Origin of the sequence: Phaeobacter italicus (genome assembly GCF_019801785.1) — a bacterium.
In the GTDB taxonomy this organism is placed as follows: domain Bacteria; phylum Pseudomonadota; class Alphaproteobacteria; order Rhodobacterales; family Rhodobacteraceae; genus Phaeobacter; species Phaeobacter italicus.
The window spans coordinates 1-15,549 of the sequence record NZ_JAHVIJ010000005.1 but is presented as its reverse complement, the minus strand read 5'-3'; the positions used below and the strand labels follow the sequence as shown (position 1 = coordinate 15,549).

The 15,549-nt window shown below is 59.5% G+C and carries 13 protein-coding genes; 12 read left to right on the top strand and 1 reads right to left on the bottom strand.

Annotation, left to right across the window (positions count from 1 at the left end):
- Window positions 1-109: 109 nt before the first annotated feature.
- The 4 genes from dnaA to KUV39_RS12735 all read left to right on the top strand — a co-directional run bounded on the left by dnaA (window position 110) and on the right by KUV39_RS12735 (window position 4,793).
- Window positions 110-1,528 carry a chromosomal replication initiator protein DnaA gene (gene dnaA / locus KUV39_RS12750; RefSeq protein WP_222459948.1) on the top strand — a complete coding sequence of 473 codons (1,419 nt, stop codon included), beginning with the start codon at window positions 110-112 and terminating at the stop codon, window positions 1,526-1,528.
- A 332-nt stretch (window positions 1,529-1,860) separates the two neighbouring features.
- Window positions 1,861-2,982 (top strand): DNA polymerase III subunit beta, encoded by a 1,122-nt coding sequence (gene dnaN, locus KUV39_RS12745; protein WP_222459947.1) that lies wholly within the window; start codon window positions 1,861-1,863, stop codon window positions 2,980-2,982.
- A 96-nt stretch (window positions 2,983-3,078) separates the two neighbouring features.
- Window positions 3,079-4,176 carry a DNA replication/repair protein RecF gene (recF, locus tag KUV39_RS12740; protein WP_222459946.1) on the top strand — a complete coding sequence of 366 codons (1,098 nt, stop codon included), beginning with the start codon at window positions 3,079-3,081 and terminating at the stop codon, window positions 4,174-4,176.
- Window positions 4,173-4,793, top strand: a complete 621-nt coding sequence (locus KUV39_RS12735) for a LysE family translocator (RefSeq protein WP_008561648.1) — start codon at window positions 4,173-4,175, stop codon at window positions 4,791-4,793. Before recF ends, KUV39_RS12735 begins: the two co-directional genes overlap by 4 nt.
- A 6-nt stretch (window positions 4,794-4,799) precedes the next feature.
- Here KUV39_RS12735 and KUV39_RS12730 read toward each other — a convergent pair whose 3' ends face one another.
- Window positions 4,800-5,396 (bottom strand): TetR/AcrR family transcriptional regulator, encoded by a 597-nt coding sequence (locus KUV39_RS12730; protein ID WP_222459945.1) that lies wholly within the window; start codon window positions 5,394-5,396, stop codon window positions 4,800-4,802.
- 100 nt (window positions 5,397-5,496) lie between these two features.
- Between KUV39_RS12730 and KUV39_RS12725 the strand changes: the two genes are divergently transcribed.
- The 8 genes from KUV39_RS12725 to KUV39_RS12690 all read left to right on the top strand — a co-directional run bounded on the left by KUV39_RS12725 (window position 5,497) and on the right by KUV39_RS12690 (window position 14,973).
- Window positions 5,497-6,099: an NAD(P)H-dependent oxidoreductase gene (locus KUV39_RS12725; protein WP_046211527.1), complete on the top strand. Its 603-nt coding sequence runs from the start codon at window positions 5,497-5,499 to the stop codon at window positions 6,097-6,099.
- A gap of 85 nt (window positions 6,100-6,184) precedes the next feature.
- Window positions 6,185-8,602, top strand: a complete 2,418-nt coding sequence (gene gyrB / locus KUV39_RS12720; RefSeq protein ID WP_222459944.1) for a DNA topoisomerase (ATP-hydrolyzing) subunit B — start codon at window positions 6,185-6,187, stop codon at window positions 8,600-8,602.
- 301 nt (window positions 8,603-8,903) lie between these two features.
- Window positions 8,904-10,280: an NAD-dependent succinate-semialdehyde dehydrogenase gene (locus tag KUV39_RS12715; RefSeq protein ID WP_222459943.1), complete on the top strand. Its 1,377-nt coding sequence runs from the start codon at window positions 8,904-8,906 to the stop codon at window positions 10,278-10,280.
- Window positions 10,277-10,891 (top strand): glutathione S-transferase family protein, encoded by a 615-nt coding sequence (locus KUV39_RS12710; RefSeq protein WP_222459942.1) that lies wholly within the window; start codon window positions 10,277-10,279, stop codon window positions 10,889-10,891. The genes KUV39_RS12715 and KUV39_RS12710 overlap by 4 nt, the downstream gene beginning before the upstream one ends.
- A gap of 20 nt (window positions 10,892-10,911) precedes the next feature.
- Window positions 10,912-11,514, top strand: coding sequence for an SDR family oxidoreductase (locus KUV39_RS12705; RefSeq protein WP_222459941.1), 603 nt, complete (start codon window positions 10,912-10,914; stop codon window positions 11,512-11,514).
- Window positions 11,515-11,910: 396 nt separating this feature from the next.
- Entirely contained in the window at window positions 11,911-12,708 is a 798-nt protein-coding gene (locus KUV39_RS12700; protein ID WP_222459940.1) for a hypothetical protein, read from the top strand.
- Between the two features lie 150 nt (window positions 12,709-12,858).
- Entirely contained in the window at window positions 12,859-13,938 is a 1,080-nt protein-coding gene (locus tag KUV39_RS12695; RefSeq protein ID WP_046211532.1) for a transporter substrate-binding domain-containing protein, read from the top strand.
- Between the two features lie 9 nt (window positions 13,939-13,947).
- On the top strand, window positions 13,948-14,973 hold the full coding sequence (locus KUV39_RS12690; RefSeq protein ID WP_222459939.1) for a LysM peptidoglycan-binding domain-containing protein: 1,026 nt from the start codon (window positions 13,948-13,950) through the stop codon (window positions 14,971-14,973).
- The last annotated feature ends 576 nt before the right edge of the window (window positions 14,974-15,549 follow it).

Below are 15,549 nucleotides of genomic sequence, written 5' to 3'. Positions count from 1 at the left end.
GTACACACTCCCGCTGTGCGTGAACGTTGTCTGGACCTGGGGCCGGGCTGGGGATGAAACAATAGGCCAAATAATGGCCGCTACTACTTTGGGATGCGTGAGGCGCAGCATGATGGAAGAGAACTGGGGACGGTTGAGACAGCGTTTGTTGAAGACCGTGGGGCAAAACAATTTCACGACGTGGATTGAACCTTTGGAATTTACACGCGTCGACGATGGCGTCGCGTTTTTCAACGTTCCGACCAACTTTATGGGGAACTATGTCAGCCAGAACTTTGCTGACCTGATCCTGCATGAATTCAACCTGTCCGGCGAGCCGGTACAGCGTCTGGCCTTCAAGGTCGCCGCGAATGAAGCCGCCCGTCCTGCTGCACGGCGGTCTGACGCCGCTGACGTGGTTGAATCGCCAATGGACGCTGCTGATGACATGGCGCCGCGCGCACGGTCTGCAGCTCCTTCTGCTGCGGCCAAAGATCTGGCTGATACGCTGCAGGCAGCGCCGCTTGATCCGCGTTTTACCTTTGACAGCTTTGTTGTGGGCAAGCCCAACGAACTGGCTCATGCCGCTGCGCGCCGCGTCGCAGAAGGTGGACCCGTCACCTTCAACCCGCTGGTTCTTTATGGCGGTGTCGGTCTTGGTAAGACCCACCTGATGCACGCGATCGCCTGGGAGCTGAAGGACCGCAATCCGGAACTGAACGTGCTGTACCTGTCGGCAGAACAGTTCATGTACCGCTTTGTGCAGGCCCTGCGCGAACGCAAGATGATGGACTTCAAGCACCTGTTCCGCTCGGTTGACGTTCTGATGGTCGATGACGTTCAGTTCATCGCTGGCAAGGACAGCACCCAGGAAGAGTTCTTCCACACGTTCAACGCGCTGGTTGACCAGAACAAGCAGATCATCATCTCTGCTGATCGTGCGCCGGGCGAGATCAAGGATCTGGAGGATCGCGTTCGTTCGCGGCTGCAATGTGGTCTTGTTGTCGACCTGCACCCGACCGACTACGAACTGCGTCTTGGAATCCTGCAGTCCAAAGTGGCTCAGCAGATGCAGACTTATCCGGATCTGCGGATTGCCGATGGCGTGCTGGAGTTCCTGGCGCACCGCATTTCCACCAACGTTCGTGTTCTCGAAGGCGCGCTGACCCGCCTGTTTGCCTTTGCGTCTCTTGTGGGTCGCGAGATCGACATGGAGCTGACCCAGGACTGCCTGGCGGATGTTCTGCGCGCATCAGAGCGCAAGATCACCGTCGAAGAGATCCAGCGCAAAGTGTCCGAGTACTACAACATCCGCATGTCCGACATCATCGGTCCCAAGCGTCTGCGCTCTTATGCGCGTCCGCGTCAGGTGGCGATGTATCTGTGCAAGCAACTGACCAGCCGCAGCCTGCCGGAAATCGGCCGTCGCTTTGGCGGACGGGACCACACCACCGTGATGCACGGTGTGCGTCGCATCGAAGAGCTGAAGACAATCGACGGCCAGATCGCCGAAGATGTCGAAATGCTGCGTCGCGCGCTCGAAGCCTGACGCCCCTGCAACGCCTTTGATCTTCCCCAGAGATCTCTGGCGCCAAGTTCATACCACCTTGCCCAGGGTGGCCTCAGACATCCCGCTCAGACCCCGGCCTTTGCCGGGGTCTTTTGCCCTCCGCTGTCGGTGAGACGGCAACGAGGCAGAAGATGTGGGATTCGGTTCAGACCCATGCGGCAGAGACACGCAATTTCGGGATATGCACGCCAAGGGGGCATCGACCCTTGACGCTGCGCGCAATCCCTTGGACAAATCCATAAAAAGCCTTGTGCCGAAGGGGTAAAGCGTTACGTTGCTTCTCCCGGCCAGACGTTAGAGGACTTAGGGACATGAAGATCAGCATCGAACGCGGCACCCTGTTGAAGGCTGTGGCTCAGGCTCAGTCGGTAGTTGAACGCCGCAACACCATTCCGATCCTGGCGAACGTGCTGATCGAGGCCGAAGGCGATACAGCTCAGTTTCGCGCCACTGACCTCGACATCGAGGTGGTCGACAAGGCCCCCGCCCAGGTGGAGCGTGCCGGTGCCACAACGGTTGCCGCCACCACCCTGCATGAAATTGTCCGCAAGCTGCCAGATGGTGCGCTGGTCACCCTGACCGCAGACGCCGCAAGCGGCCGCCTGACCGTCGAAGCGGGCCGGTCGAACTTTTCGCTCGCAACGCTGCCGCGCGAAGATTTTCCGGTCATGGCCTCATCCGAGTATCATTCGAACTTCACTGCAAACGCGGCCATCCTGCGCCGTCTGTTCGACAAGTCGAAGTTTGCGATTTCCACGGAAGAAACCCGCTACTACCTGAACGGCGTCTATATGCACGTTGCCGATGCCGTCGAGGGCGGCAAAGCGCTGCGTTGTGTGGCGACAGACGGTCACCGCCTGGCCCGCATTGATGCCAATCTGCCGATCGGCGCAGAGGATATGCCGGGGGTTATCGTGCCGCGTAAAACCGTGGGCGAACTGCGCAAGTTGCTGGACGATGACGAAATGGACATCGCCGTGTCCGTATCGGAAACCAAAGTGCGCTTTGCGACGCCGAACATCACCCTGACCTCCAAGGTCATTGATGGCACCTTCCCGGACTACACCCGCGTCATTCCGGCAGGCAACACCCGCCGACTGGAAGTGGATGCCGCAGAGTTCGCCCGCGCGGTTGATCGTGTGGCAACTGTTTCTTCCGAACGTTCGCGCGCGGTCAAACTGCAGCTTGACGATGACCGGCTGATCCTGTCGGTGAACGCACCGGACAGCGGCGCGGCCGAAGAAGAACTGGCCGTTGCCTACAGCGATGAACGTCTTGAGATCGGCTTTAACGCCAAATATCTTCTTGAGATCGCCAATCAGGTCGACCGTGAAAACGCTGTCTTCCTGTTCAACTCCTCCGGTGACCCGACCCTGATGCGCGAAGGCAATGACGAAAGCGCGGTCTATGTCGTGATGCCGATGCGCGTGTAACATGGCTGAGGCCATGACCTTTGTCCCGGCGGCCTGATCGCCTGCCGGGATGGAGGATTTGAGTATTTATGGAAAGATGACATCGGACCCCGCCCCATGCTGGCGCTGACCGCCCTGACCCTGTCCCACTTCCGCTCGCATCTGCGGGCGGATTTGCATTTGGACGGCCGTCCCGTGGCCATTCATGGGGCCAACGGCGCAGGCAAAACCAATATCCTTGAGGCGGTATCGTTGTTCTCGCCGGGGCGCGGTCTGCGACGGGCCAGTGCCGCCGACATGGCGCGCCGCCCTGAGGAGCTGGGCTGGAAACTGCGGGCAGAACTGCGGGCAGGGCGCCAGACCTACGAGGTTGAGACCTGGTCAGAGGCAGGCAAGGCGCGGCAAGTCAAGATCGACAACAAATCGGCCAGCCAGATTGATCTTGGGGAGATCTGCCGGGTGGTTTGGCTCATTCCTGCGATGGACCGGTTGTGGATCGAAGGGGCCGAGGGCCGCCGCCGGTTTCTGGACCGCATCGTGCTGAGTTTCGATCCCGGGCATGCAGAGGCAACTCTTGCCTATGAAAAGGCCATGCGCGAACGCAATCGCTTGCTGAAGGAACAGGTGCGGGATGCCGCCTGGTACCGGGTTCTGGAAAGCCAGATGGCGCAAGCGGGTCATCGGATACATGCGGCGCGCACCGCTGCGGTTGACCGGCTGCGTCTGGCGCAGGAGGCGGCAGAGACCGCCTTTCCCGCGGCTGAACTGGAGTTGATCCAGTCCGACGGTGGCCTGCCTGACAACGCCGCCGATTTGCAGGAATCATTTGCCGAAGGGCGTTTTCGTGATCTCGCCGCGGGGCGCACCCTGCTTGGCCCCCATCGTACGGATTTGCTCGGAACTTATGCGGCCAAGGGGCTGCCTGCCAAAGACTGCTCAACCGGTGAGCAGAAAGCGCTTTTGGTCTCGCTTATTCTGGCGAATGCGCGTGCGCTGATTGCGGCGGGCGGGGCTGCGCCTATTCTCCTCCTTGATGAGGTCTCGGCCCATCTGGACGTCAATCGCCGGGCTGCGCTGTATCAGGAGATCTTGGGTCTTGGCGCGCAGGCGTGGATGACAGGCACCGGGCCGGAACAATTTGCGGAATTCGACGGCCAGGCGCAGATGCTCAGTGTGCAGGACGGTGTCGACGGATCAGAGGTGGTATCGGGATGAGCGTCTCAGGGTGGGATCTGCTGCTTTATGCCGGTGGCTTGTTCGTTCTGTTTCTGACGCCGGGGCCGGTTTGGCTGGCCGTGCTCGCGCGGGCCATGTCCGGTGGCTTTCACGCAGCCTGGCCGCTGGCGTTGGGTGTCGCCTGCGGTGATATCCTGTGGCCGCTGATCGCGGTTGCGGGCATGTCCTGGATCGTGTCCGAAATCAGCGGCCTGATGGACATCCTGCGCTGGGTGGCCAGTGGCATGTTTCTGATCATGGGGGGGATGCTGCTGCGACATGCGGATGCACGGATCGAGGCGAACAGCGCCCTGACCCGTCCGGGTGTGTGGGCCGGATTTGCAGCCGGCATCGCGGTCATTCTCGGAAACCCTAAGGCGATCCTGTTCTACATGGGCGTTCTGCCCGGCTTTTTTGACCTGACCGTGGTCAACCGGCTGGATATCGCTGCGATCGTCGTCCTGTCTTTCATGGTGCCGCTTGTTGGCAACCTCTGCCTTGCGGGTCTTGTTCACCGCGTGCGTTGGCACATCACGTCGCCAGCCGTATTGCGGCGGATCAACATCGTTTCAGGCGTGCTGCTGATGGTGGTTGGGGTGGTCATTCCCTTCACCTGAGCAGGATCAACCGGCCTGAGGGGCCAGCCAGGCGGTCAGATATCCTCCCAGTTCCTTGCGGAAATCCGCAGGTGTCCCGTGTGCGGCGCAAAAGGACAGCGCCAGCACATGGTTGAGAAAGGCCTGCATCCCTTCGGCCAGATGTTCGGCAGGTTGATCCCGGCGGATCTCGCCGATGGCTTGCAGCGCAGACACCCAACCCGCCCACAAAGCAATCTGGCGAAAGAAGCTCTGTGTGATGACTTCGTCGGTTTGGGTTCCGGTGGTTCCGGAGTAGCGCAGCAGCAGATCGAAGATCACCCGATCTTCGGCCACAAATGTCACCACAGGCAACAGACGATCCACCAGATCAGTCACTGTCTGAGGGGCTGGGCTGGCTTCGGTGTCATCCAAAATCGCCATCATCCGCGCACCAATCAGGACCGCAAGCAAGCCGTCCTTGTCCCCGAAATGGGAAAACAGCGTTCCCTTGGCGACACCGGCCTCGGCCACGACATCCTCAACCCGCAGGCCGCTATAGCCCACACTGGCGATCTGAGCGTCGGCCACCTCTAACAGGCGGGCGCGGGTTTCCAGGCGACGTTTCTGAGGGGGGCGGGACATGTGGACCTCACATAAATATGACCGTGGTCAAATTTAATATTGACCGCGGTCATTTTTTGACTAAATTGACCTCAGTCAGTTTTAGTTTCAGGAGCACGTCATGTCCACCACATCGCCGCGTAAAATCATCATTCTCAATGGCCATCCTGCGCCCAGCTCTCTGTCAAAGTCGCTGTGTGATGCCTACCGCACTGCGGCCGAGGCGCAGGGCCATGAGGTCCGTTATCACGATCTGTCGCAGATGCAGTTCGATATGGATTACGGTCAGACGGGGTATAAAAACCCAAAACCGCTTGAGCCGGATCTGGCCCGTTTTCTGGACGATCTGGAATGGAGCGAACATGTGGTCATGGCCACTCCGATGTGGTGGGGCGCGGTTCCGGCCAAGTTGAAAGGTGTCTTTGATCGCGCGCTTCTGCCGGGGCGGACCTTTGATACCCGCAACATTAATTTCCTTGGTCTGCCTGCGCCGATGCTCACCGGCAAGACGGCGCGTGTCCTGCTGACTTCGGACACCCCGGCAATCTGGCTGCGCCTGATCTACGGCAATGCCATCAAGCGGTTCATCAGCAGTCAGGTGCTGGGATTTGTCGGCATCAAACCGACCCGGTTTACCTCTTTTGCGCCTGCAACGGACGCGGCCCCCGCCAAGGTCGAAAGCTGGCTGCGGCAGGTTGCCGGTCTTGGGGCCAAGGCAGCCTGAATCCGCTGTAAAAAAAGGGGGCTTGCGCGTGACATTCCGCCCCGGACTTCGTATAAATTCCTGAAGCAAAGACAGGAAGATGCGAATGTCCGGAAACGAGCAGGCTCCCGCAGAATATGGCGCGGATTCCATCAAGGTTCTCAAAGGCTTGGAGGCGGTTCGAAAGCGCCCTGGCATGTATATCGGGGACACCGATGATGGCTCGGGCCTGCACCATATGGTGTATGAAGTTGTCGACAATGGCATCGACGAAGCGTTGGCAGGTCACGCAGACCGGGTTGTGGTGAAAATTCACGCCGATTCCAGCGTTTCGGTCAGCGACAACGGGCGCGGCATTCCTGTCGATATCCACCCCGAAGAAGGTGTCTCTGCGGCCGAGGTCATCATGACCCAGCTTCACGCAGGCGGCAAATTCGACTCCAACTCCTATAAGGTGTCTGGCGGTCTGCACGGTGTGGGTGTGTCGGTTGTGAACGCGCTGTCCGACTGGCTGGAATTGCGCATCTGGCGCAATGGCAAGGAACATGTTGCCCGCTTTGAGCGCGGTGATACGGCCAAACACCTGACTGTTGTCGGCGATTGCGGAGATCAGACCGGAACAGAAGTGCGGTTTCTGGCATCGACCGACACGTTCTCGAACCTGGAATATTCGTTCGAGACCCTGGAAAAACGACTGCGCGAGCTGGCGTTTCTGAACTCGGGTGTGCGGATCATTCTGGAGGACGAGCGCCCGGCAGAAAAGCTCACGGCAGAGCTGTTCTACGAGGGGGGCGTCAAAGAATTCGTCAAATATCTCGACCGTTCCAAGACGCCGGTCATGGACGCGCCAGTCTACATCACTGGCGAAAAGGACGATATCGGCGTTGAGGTCGCGATGTGGTGGAATGACAGCTATCACGAAACGGTGCTGCCCTTCACCAACAACATCCCACAGCGCGATGGCGGCACCCATGTCGCGGGTTTCCGGGGCGCGCTGACGCGGACAATCAACAATTATGCGCAGTCCTCCGGCATCGCCAAAAAGGAAAAGGTCTCCTTTACCGGCGACGATGCGCGCGAAGGTCTGACCTGCGTTCTGTCGGTGAAAGTGCCGGATCCGAAATTCTCCAGCCAGACGAAAGATAAGCTGGTCTCCTCCGAGGTGCGCCCGGTGGTCGAAAGCCTGGTCGGTGAAAAGCTGGCCGAATGGTTCGAGGAAAATCCGAACGAAGCAAAGCAGATCGTTGGCAAGATCATCGAGGCCGCACTGGCCCGAGAGGCAGCCCGCAAGGCCCGCGAACTGACCCGCCGCAAGACGGCGATGGATGTGAACTATCTTGCTGGCAAGCTGAAAGACTGCTCCGAGAAAGACCCCTCCAAGACCGAAGTCTTCCTCGTGGAGGGTGACTCGGCTGGTGGTTCCGCTCAAACGGGTCGGGACCGGATGACACAGGCGATCCTGCCCCTGCGTGGTAAAATCCTGAACGTCGAGCGCGCGCGCTTTGACCGGATGCTTGGCAGTCAGGAAATTGGCAACCTGGTCATGGCGCTTGGAACCGGTATTGGTCGCGATGAATTCAACATCGAGAAGTTGCGGTACCACAAGATCGTCATCATGACCGACGCGGACGTCGACGGTGCCCACATCCGGACGCTGCTGCTGACCTTCTTCTATCGCCAGATGCCTGAGCTGATCGAAGGTGGTTATCTCTACATCGCGCAGCCGCCGCTCTATAAGGTGTCGCGTGGCAAATCCGAGGTGTACCTCAAGGATCAGGCTGCGCTTGATGAATATCTGATCAATCAGGGCGTCGAAGGCGCTGTACTGAAGCTTGGCAGCGGCGAAGAGCTGGTCGGGCAGGATCTGACCCGCGTGGTTGACGAGGCGCGCCAGCTGAAGCGTGTTCTTGATGCTTTCCCGACCCACTATCCGCGCCACATTCTGGAGCAGGCTGCCATCGCCGGTGCATTTGTGCCCGGGGCAGTTGATTCCAATCTGCAAGGTGTTGCGGATCAGGTCGCTGCGCGGCTTGATGCGATCGCGCTGGAATATGAACGGGGCTGGAGCGGCCGCATTACCCAGGATCACGGCATTCGTCTGTCGCGTATTTTGCGTGGGGTGGAAGAATTGCGCACCCTTGATGGCCCGATGCTGCGCTCTGGTGAAGCGCGGAAAACTGGTAGCTTTACCAACAGCCTGCAGGAAATCTACGGCACCACGGCGACGCTGGTCCGCCGTGACCGGGCGCAGACAATTCATGGCCCACTTGGCCTGTTGCAAGCCATCCTCGAAGAGGGCGAAAAAGGTCTTACCCTGCAGCGCTATAAGGGTCTGGGCGAGATGAACCCCGATCAGCTGTGGGAAACCACGCTTGACCCCGATGCGCGCACCCTGCTGCAGGTCCGCGTGGAGGATATGGTCGAGGCCGATGATCTGTTCACGAAACTGATGGGTGACGTGGTGGAGCCACGCCGCGAGTTCATCCAGAAAAACGCATTGAGCGTGGAAAACCTCGACTTCTGATTTTTCAGACCGTCGAAAAACAGACAAGCGGCGTGCAGTTTTCTGCGCGCCGTTTTGCGTTTCTCGGGTCGTGTTTCGCGTGTCAGGTCAAAGGTCAGGTGCCAATCGTCTAATGCGCTGTATCTAAGCGATATTTCCTGAACGACATGCGGATCGTGGCACGGTTTCTGCGATGGTCCTTCGGCGTCTTTTTCGTCTGATCTGTGTGCAGACAGGCACAGGTGCCGATTGCCGTTGGGGCAGGCTCACGGAACTTTTGCATCCTCCTTCCGTTGACTCAGCGACCATCGAAGGAGCTATCATGTCAACGATTACCACGACGAATCCGGCGACAGGCGAAGCCATCGAGACCTATGCGCTGATGAGCGAGGCGGAAGCGGTGCACAAGGTCGAGGCCGCCCACGCCGCATTTCTGAACTGGCGCCAGCTGTCCCATGCGGATCGTGCGCCCTATCTGACAGCAATTGCCGAGAAACTCCGCGGCGCTGCCGATGAACTGGCAGAGCTGATGACCCGCGAAACCGGAAAGCTTTTCAAGGACGGCAAGCGCGAGATCGACATCTGCGCGGCCATCTTTGAATATACTGCAAAAAACGGCCCCGACGTTCTTGCGGACGAAGAGCGGACCCACGGCAAGGATGGCGCACGCGGGATCGTCACCTATCAGCCCATCGGCGTTATCTATTCGATCCAGCCTTGGAATTTCCCGCTTTACCAGCCGGTGAGGGTTCTGGCGGCAAACCTGATGGCAGGCAACGCCTGTGTCCTGAAACACGCGAGCATCTGTACAGGTTCAGGTCTGCGTCTGCGTGAACTCTGCCTCGACGCGGGTCTGCCCGAAGACCTGTTTCAGGTGGTCCTGATCGATCACGACATCAGCGACAAACTGATCGAGCATTCCCTGATCCGCGGTGTTACGTTGACTGGCAGCGACGGTGCAGGTCGCCATGTGGGCAGCGCAGCCTCCAAGGCGCTTAAGAAAACCGTGTTGGAGCTGGGGTCCAACGACGCCTATCTCGTTCTTGAAAATGCCGACATTGAGACGGCTGTGAAATATTCGGTCATGGGGCGTCTCTACAACAATGGCGAGACCTGTGTTTCTGCCAAACGCTTTGTCGTGACGGACAAGGTCTATGATGCGTTCGTCTCTGCTTTTGTAGAGCAGATGAAGGCCATCAAGATGGGGGATCCAATGGACGAGGATACCCAGCTCGGCCCGCTTTCCAGCGAAGATCAGTTCGAGACCGTCAAGGAACAGGTGGAAAAGAGCGTTGCAAAAGGGGCCAAGGTCCTTTGCGGCGGCACTGTTCCCGACCGGACGGGTGCCTATTACCCTGCAACGGTTTTGGCTGACGTAAAGCCGGGCATGCCCGCCTACGACGATGAAATCTTTGGGCCCGTCGCTGCTGTGATCCGCGCCAAGGACGATGAGGATGCGATGCGCATCGCCAACGATAGTCGCTATGGCCTTGGCGGGGGGATTTTCTGCGAAGACGAAGAGCACGCGATCAAACTGGCGCGCGATCACTTTGACACCGGGATGGTCCGCATCAACTCTTACGGGGCGGCCGATCCCAACATGCCCTTCGGCGGGGTCAAGGATTCCGGTTACGGGCGCGAACATGGGGGCTTTGGCATGAAGGAATTCACCAACGCCAAAGCGATCTTTCTGCCATGATTACTCTACACGCTCTGAAATACTCGCGCGCCACCCGCGTACTGTGGTTGTTGGCTGATCTCGGCAAGCCCTGCAATCGGGTTGACTACGATCGAACCGACGCTTTCCGCGCACCAAAGGAATTGGCGGGGGTTCATCCCCTCGGCAAGTCCCCCGTGCTCGAAGATGGGGAAGAGGTCATCGCGGAATCCGCAACGATCCTGCGATATCTGGTCGCCAAATATGGAGACGACAGCCACACGCCTCCGCGTGGGACCGCAGCTTACTGGCAGCATGAGGCATTGTTCGACTACGTCGAGGCTTCCTTGGCAGAGGTCGCCCTGCCGGTGATCCTGCCCGCATTTCGCGGTGAAACACCCCCGGAGGACGCGCTGGCTACGCTGAAAACGCATTTGGATTACGTGTCTCAGTCCATCGGTGCCGGCCCACTTCTCTTCGGCAAGACCGCGATGCTGGCGGACATCCAACTGTCTTACATCGTTGCGCTTCTCGCTCGGTTCGACCTGCTGGAAGGTCACCCCAAGATCGCCGCCTACTGGCAGGCGCTGCAACAGCAGCCAGGCTATGTCGCGGCAACTCAGGCCGCAGGCCCCATGGTCCCTCCCGCCTGACTTCATCAAAAGGAAAACTCATGACAAAAACTATTCTTATTGCCGGTGCCACTGGCAAAACCGGACAGATTCTCACCCGTGACCTGCAGAACCAGGGCCATAACGTTGTGGCGCTTGTCCGCGAAGAGTCTGACACGAGCGTGTTGCCCGCGCAGACCGCGTTGCGCACAGGCGACCTGACGAATCTTGCCGCCGATGCCTGCGACGGCGCGGATGTGGTGATCTTTGCAGCTGGTTCTGGCGGTTCCACCGGTCCCGAGATGACGGACAAGGTGGACCGTGACGGTGCCATGCGACTGGTTGATCTTGCCAAGCGTGCCGGGGTAAAGCGTTTCGTCATGCTCAGTTCAATCGGTGCAGATCAGGAGGATCCGTCCGGCGATCTCGCGCATTACCTCAAGGCCAAGCACGAGGCCGACGAACACCTCAAGGCGTCGGGCATGCCCTACGCGATCCTGCGGCCGGTTGCCCTGACGGATGGGGCGTGCAGCGATCAGGTCATATTGGGTGATCAGGTCGATGCCTCTGCTGAGGCGCGTCGCGCGGATGTGGCCGCCGTGCTGGCCGAGGCCGCAATCACAGGAAGACTGGACGGACAGGCGACCAATATGCAGTCTGCCTGACCAGCCGAGCGCCGGGGCCCCTGATCGGCCCCGGTTTCCGCATCCTGCCCATACATCACATCTGATGGTGGGGTACGCGTATTCTCTCAGGGGTTGTTTGTCCTGATCGTTCAGCAGCGCTTGCCTCATGGTGGTGGTCTGCTGGGTTTGAGAGGGGGCGCCATACGTCGGTGTCGCCATGCCGGGATCTTCAGGCGCTGATCCCACTGTCACCTCAATCCCTGCGCCAAAATCGTTGCATGGCCTATTGGTTCCACGCATCCACGGTTCGATCCAGATCCTGTGGCCGTTTACCTATCTGCATCAGAATGTTGACGCAGAATCAGACCCCCGTTAAGAATTCGTTAACATTTGGCCGTCGGCTGAATGCGGGGGATAGTGAGGGGTGGACCGGCAATGGTGAATGCAAAACGCAGCAGGCTGCACGCGGTGGCGCCTGCGCAGACAGAGGACCGGCCCACAGGTTCCGGCCCTGCTGGATCCGCCCGGTCACTGCGCATTGACGGTGTCGTATCCACCGACGCAGGGTCAGGCCACTCTCCCAACGCGGGAAATCAGCCTGCGCGATCCTCCTCTGAGCCGGTTCCTTTTCAAGGGCGCGGAACTGCGACCCACGCCGAAGGTCCGAAAAAATCCTTCCTCGGTTTGCCACCGCTTACACCCATCATGAAATTGGGAGGTGCGGCAGCGGCCCTTGGCGTCGTGGCCGTCGTTCTGATGGTGATGCAATTTGGCCCGGATGAGACCTCAGTCGACAGCGCGCAGAAACCGAAGGTGGCGGAGCTGCTCACTCCGCAGGCGCTTGCGGGTTTGGAGCCCTCTGCCACCCCGGCGGAACGCACCGCAGCCGCACAGCTGCTGACGGCCGCTGCCGAAACTGCGGCGCCTCTTGCTGCAGAGGACGCGCTGGTCGCACAGATGACTGCCGGAACACTTGCAGCACTGCGCAGCGGAGGCAGCAAATCCACATCGACCACTGTGCAAACCACAGCGCCCGCGTCGGCCAGCCAGACCCATACGGCGCTCTATGGTATGGTGCTGCGTGCGGTGGGGCAGGGGCAGTCTCCTGCATATATCGACCAAATGGTGAACGAAGCCTACCGCACCCAGGCCATCACGGTGCCGCCTACTCTGATCGACGCAGAAGGGCGCGTGGACACCGCGACGATCCTCGCGCTGTTTGTCGGCCAATAGGCCGACGCCGCGCCAATCACCCACGATAAATACCCAAAGGTGATGCCACCCTGCCTTGCAGGGGCACCCCGCGGGACGACTCCATGAAAAGAGACGGCACCAGACAGAGCTCTCGCAGCCGTCCAAGCCATACCCAAAAAGGGGGGACAGATGAAGAAACACCTGATGGCGGCGCTGATTGGTGTCAGCGCTTTCTTTGCGACATCGGCCGCGGCTGACACATGTGGCGGAACATACACGGTCCGCTCTGGCGACAGCCTGTCGTTGATCGCCGATCGCCTGTACAAGGATGTGGGAAAGTGGAGCGCGATCCACAGCCGTAATATCGATGTGATCGGCCCCCGCCCTGACGCCATCCGCGTCGGTATGCAGCTTTCGATGGCCTGCCTGAATGGTCTGCCCACTGGCCTGCCGGGCGGCAAGACAATCGCCGCGGCCCGCCCCGTTGCCGCCGCCCCCGTCCAGATCCAGCCAGGTACCGCTGCAGTGCGCAGCAAGATCAATCTGCTGACCGGGGATGATTATGCGCCCTTCACCTCCAAGGTTTCTCACAATGGCGGTCTGATCACCGAAGTGGTGAATGCAGCGATGACCAATGCCAACCCCGATCAGGGCTTTGCCATCCATTGGGTGAATGACTGGGCCTCTCACTTTGATCCGCTGCTGTCCAACGCACTGCTCGACCTGGGCTTTCCCTGGTATCGCCCGGATTGCGACACGATGCCGGACAGCTACCGCTGTGTGAATTTCCACTTCTCGGACCCGATGTTTGAAACGCTGATGTTGCTGTTCGTGGACAAATCCCGGCCATTTGTCTTTGACACCGACGCAGATATTGAGGGCAAGACCCTCTGCAGACCCTCCGGCTACCTGACGTTTGATCTGGACGGCTACGGGCGTCGCTGGCTTGAGGACAAGAAGATCACTCTAAAACAGCCGCATAAGGTGGCAGACTGTTTTGATATGGTCGCCCGTGGCGAAGCCGATGCGGTGGCCATCAACGAATTCACCGGTCGCAGTGTGATGAAGGAAAACGGTCTCCTCGATCAGTTCGACGTGCTCCCCCTGCCGCTGTCCGTCCTTGGCATCCATGTGGTTGTCCATAAGACCCACCCGCAGGCAGAGCAGATGCTGACCCTTATCAATACGGGTCTGCGCAATATCCGTGCGGATGGCTCTTATCAGGCCATCATCGAGGATCACATGGCACGCATCTGGGCCGGGTTCTGAGGGCGCGCCATGCTGAAACATCTCCAACCCCTTGCCCTTTGGGGGCTCCTGGCTGCGGTGCTCGCGCCAGGTGCTGCGCACGCCATCTGTGATGTGGACTACAGGGTCCAGCCGGGGGACACGCTCTTTTCCATTGCCGAGACACATTACAACGACCGCAGCCGCTGGACGCTCATCTACTATAGCAATCAGCATGTCCTGGCAGGCCCCAGCGTCATTCCTGGCAAAACGCTCCATATTCCCTGCGCCGGTCAGGCCTCTGCCCCCGACCCAACACCGCTGCGCAAGGATGACGCCGAGATGAAACTTCTGACCGGCGGTGGCTTTGCGCCCTTTACCGATCAGGCCCTGCCGGGGCAGGGAATGATCACCGAGCTGGTGAACGCCGCAATGGAGCTCACACCCTCGCCAGTCTCCTATTCCATCACCTGGGAAGAAGACTGGTCGCGTCACCTCTTCCCGATGCTGGATGAGAAACAGTTTGATATGGGCTTTCCCTGGCTCAAGCCCGACTGTGCCGCCACGCCCGACAATGAGCGCTGCGTGAATTTTCATTTCTCTGAACCGCTGATCACGATCCCGATCATGGTATTTGTGCGCGCCGATGATCCGTTTCGCTTTGACAGTGATGCCGACATGATCGGCAAAACCCTCTGTCGCCCCGATGGATACTACAGTCATGATCTCGACCGATCAGACCGCCGCTGGCTGAGCGAGGGGCAGGTCACACTCGCCCGCGCCAAAACGCCTGCGGCCTGTTTTCAGCGCCTGATGGCCGGAGAGGTGGATGCGGTATCACTCAACCTGTTTCTGGGGGCCGATACGCTCATCGCCGAAGGCCTGCGTGACAAGGTGATCCCGCTGGAGCGCCCGATCTCAGAAGAGGGCCTGCATGTGGTGATCTCCAAACGTCACTGGCGTGGAACCGCGCATCTCTACCGGATCAACGCGGGTCTCAAGGCATTAAAGGCAGAAGGCCGGTTCCAGGACATCGTGTCCCGCCACCTCGAGCTGTTCTGGGCGCAACTCCAATAAACGGCAGGCAGGGCCAATAAATGGCAGACAGGGGAGGGGGGGGCAGACCCTCCCGCCCAAAGCCCACCTCCGGCTCCCTTTGGTTGGGCCAGGCGCCGCACCCTTTCAGGGCGCGGCGTTTTCCGTTTCCCCCAGAGTGCGTCACCCAGGTCGTTGAGTGACTGGTTTTTGGTGGTTCGGGGGTTGTGATTTGGGTGACTCGGGTGATTTGGCTGTGGGTAAGTCGGGGTGTGCTGTGGGTAAGTGGTCGGGCGGCGGCCTTTGGGGGGATTTTGGCGGAAAATCGGGTCAGGTTTGCTGACTTTATTGCCGTGTAACCAGTTGTTTTTATTGTATTTTGAATTTTTCTTGACGGAAGGCCGCATTTTCCTACATTTTCGGGTTGCGGGTGTTTGTTGTTTTACTTAGAACCCCCTTCACCGGCGGCGCTGAGGCGCTGACGGGGCGCTGGACGGAGCGGCGGGACGGACCTTGAGGTCGGAACTGCGGTGAAGCGAGGTTGATATTTGAGGGAATGATCGGCGGGTTGCACCGGGAAGTTAGGGTGCACCGGTTGGTTTTTGTCTCTGGGTCTTT